5 protein-coding genes are annotated in these 2,854 nt (G+C 62.4%); 3 read left to right on the plus strand and 2 right to left on the minus strand.

The genetic code is table 11. The features are described 5' to 3' along the window. The coding region (locus tag PQR32_RS41960; RefSeq protein ID WP_408241731.1) for an NAD(P)/FAD-dependent oxidoreductase at window positions 1-255 on the minus strand (255 nt) is incomplete at its 3' end. Window positions 256-442: 187 nt separating this feature from the next. On the opposite strand from PQR32_RS41960, the gene PQR32_RS41965 reads away from it, so the two are divergent. Together PQR32_RS41965 and PQR32_RS41970 are read left to right on the plus strand one after the other, a co-directional pair. Continuing rightward, window positions 443-1,219, plus strand: a complete 777-nt coding sequence (locus PQR32_RS41965) for an SDR family oxidoreductase (RefSeq protein ID WP_132373691.1) — start codon at window positions 443-445, stop codon at window positions 1,217-1,219. Between the two features lie 182 nt (window positions 1,220-1,401). Beyond that, window positions 1,402-1,833: an acyl-CoA thioesterase gene (locus tag PQR32_RS41970; protein ID WP_408241734.1), complete on the plus strand. Its 432-nt coding sequence runs from the start codon at window positions 1,402-1,404 to the stop codon at window positions 1,831-1,833. Between the two features lie 45 nt (window positions 1,834-1,878). Here PQR32_RS41970 and PQR32_RS41975 read toward each other — a convergent pair whose 3' ends face one another. After that, on the minus strand, window positions 1,879-2,424 hold the full coding sequence (locus tag PQR32_RS41975) for a LuxR C-terminal-related transcriptional regulator (RefSeq protein WP_408241737.1): 546 nt from the start codon (window positions 2,422-2,424) through the stop codon (window positions 1,879-1,881). 259 nt (window positions 2,425-2,683) lie between these two features. Between PQR32_RS41975 and PQR32_RS41980 the strand changes: the two genes are divergently transcribed. Continuing rightward, window positions 2,684-2,854 (plus strand): CoA-transferase (locus tag PQR32_RS41980; RefSeq protein ID WP_408241740.1); only part of this gene is annotated, 171 nt, incomplete at its 3' end.

The raw sequence follows: 2,854 nt of genomic DNA on the forward strand, positions 1-2,854 counted from the left end.
TGCGCCTTTTTCCTTCCAGTCCGGGATCAGTTCGTTGATCGCGCGCGGATCCATCACCGCGCCCGACAGGATATGAGCCCCGATCTCCGAGCCTTTTTCCAGTACGCACACGCCTATTTCAGCGCCTTGTTCCGCCGCCAGCTGCTTCAGACGGATCGCTGCGGACAGGCCAGCCGGGCCGCCGCCGACGATCACGACGTCGTATTCCATCGACTCGCGCGGGCCGTACTGCTCAATGAGACTTGCGGGGGTCATTGATGCTCCTCTTACCGTTAGAATGCTTTTTTCGGGTTCGTATTGTGGGCGATGCACTCCCGCACTGCAACCAGATGAGCATAGATTAGCACGACCGTTCTATTTTTGTGATACGGTACGACCCGTAGTGACGGTCTTACCGCACCCGTCAACCGCATCCGTAACAACAACCGAACAAGGAACGACAATGGGCCGTTCGATCAATCTGGAAGGCAAGGTTGCGCTGATCACCGGCGCCTCGAGCGGGTTGGGAAAGCGCTTTGCTCAAGTGTTGTCGCAGGCGGGCGCCAAGGTCGTGCTGGCGAGCCGGCGGACCGAACGTCTAAAGGAATTGCGCGCCGAGATCGAGGCGTCCGGCGGCGCGGCGCACGTCGTTTCGCTCGACGTCACCGATTACCAGAGCATCAAGTCGGCCGTCGCCCATGCGGAAACCGAGGCCGGCACGATCGACATCCTCGTGAACAATTCGGGTGTGTCGACCACGCAGAAGCTCTCGGAGGTCACCCCGGCCGACTTCGAATACGTGTTCGATACCAACACGCGCGGCGCGTTCTTCGTCGCTCAGGAAGTCGCCAAGCGCATGATCATGCGCGGCAACAACGCGCAGAAGCCGTCGTACCGGATCATCAATATCGCGTCGATGGCCGGCTTGCGCGTGCTGCCGCAGATCGGCCTGTATTCGATCAGCAAGGCGGCTGTCGTGCATATGACGAAAGCCATGGCGCTGGAGTGGGGCAAGCACGGCATCAACGTGAACGCGATCTGCCCGGGCTATATCGACACCGAGATCAACCACCATCACTGGTCGACGGAACAAGGGCAGAAGCTCGTGTCGATGCTGCCGCGTCACCGCGTCGGCAAACCGGAGGATCTGGACGGACTCCTGCTGCTGCTGGCAGCCGACGAATCGCAGTTCATCAACGGCTCGGTGATTGCCGCCGACGACGGATTCGGGCTCTCCTGAGCGCAAGACGGCGCAACCGGCGCTGGCGCTTCAGGCCGGGCACGCCGGATTGGCGTCCATTGAAGACTGTTTTACGCGCTCCGGCCTTTCCGCCGCCTGAGCGCGCGCGCTATGTTGCTGTTTGTCTCTACGCTGGTCCACGCGCCAGCTTCAACCTGGTTTCAACCCGATAAAGAAGTACGATGAGCGATTTTCACACAGTATTCGAGATGTCGATGCCGATCCGCTGGGGCGACATGGACGCCTTCGGCCATGTGAACAACACGGTCTATTTCCGCTACATGGAGCAGGTGCGGATTTCCTGGTTCGAACAGCTGGGCCTGGCTGGCAGCAACGCCGATGGCCAAGGGCCGGTGATCGTCAATGCGTCGATGGAGTTTCTCAAGCAACTGCATTATCCCGGCGACGTGATCGGCCGGATGACGGTGGCCACGCCCGGCCGCAGCAGCTTCGACACGGGTTTCGAGCTGGTGCGCGCCGACGACCCCAACACCGTGTATGCACGCGGCGCCGCGCGCTGCGTATGGATCGATTACGCGGCCGGCAAGTCGGTGCCGGTGCCTGACATGCTGCGCGAAACCATCGAGCGCGCCGCGCTGGTCAAGGCGGCCTGAGCGGCGATGGGCAAACGAGTACTGCGCGCTTGCCTGGAGGCGCCCTCAATGCCCGAGCAGGCGCTGCAATAGCTCCGTCGCGTTACCCGTATCGTATTTGCGCATCAGCCGCGCCCGGTAGACATCGACCGTGCGCGGGCTGATGTCGAGCACCCGGCCGATCTGCTTGCTGGTTTTCCCCGTCACCAGTTGCGCGGCGATTTCGCGTTCGCGCGGCGTCAATTCGACCGCCACGCGCCGCGTCGCGCTCAAATCCTCGAAAGTCCAGACGCCTGCGGCGTGCGGGTCGGCGCGTTCCTGCGCGCGGCCCGTCACGTGGCACCAGAACAATTCTCCGTTGGCCCGCTTCATGATGCGGTCGTCCGCGTAGCTGCCGTGCGCCGTCATGATCGGCGGAATCCGCGCGCCGATCCGCTCGAATTCATCCGCCGACGGATACAGCACCTGGAACGACTGGCCGAGCAGCGACTCGCGCGTGCAGCCGAATATCGACGCGAGCTCGTCATTGCAGTCTTCGATAGTCCGCTCGCGCGACAGCACGAGTCCGATCGGAGCGAGGTGGAACGCGGTTTGGTAATCCAGTGCGGGCATGGGTTGGCGGCAAGTACTTATGTATTTTTGCGTATTGTGCCGCATGGCGCGCCCAGCGTACTCTTTGCAGCACATGACAACGCGGCGAAGCCGTCCGCGGCGGGCGTTTGCACGACGCGCAGGGAAACCTGGGCGCACAGCCTGCCGGGGATGACTAGAATGACGTGTCGGGCTCAGGCCCGCGCAACGTCATACCAGCCGCAACGATCCGGCGGCCCGCGTTCGGGATTCGGGTTTCCATAAAGGAAGGGACATACTGATGAACAAGGTCTATCCAGGCGCCGCCGAGGCGCTGAAAGACATCGTCAAGGACGGGCAGACGTTTGCCGTCGGCGGCTTCGGGCTGTGCGGCATTCCGGAGGCGCTGATTAGCGCACTGCGCGATTCAAAGGTGCAGGGCATCACCTGCATCAGCAACAACGCGGGCGTT

The sequence above is a fragment of the Paraburkholderia dipogonis genome (genome assembly GCF_046027395.1).
GTDB lineage: Bacteria > Pseudomonadota > Gammaproteobacteria > Burkholderiales > Burkholderiaceae > Paraburkholderia > Paraburkholderia dipogonis_A.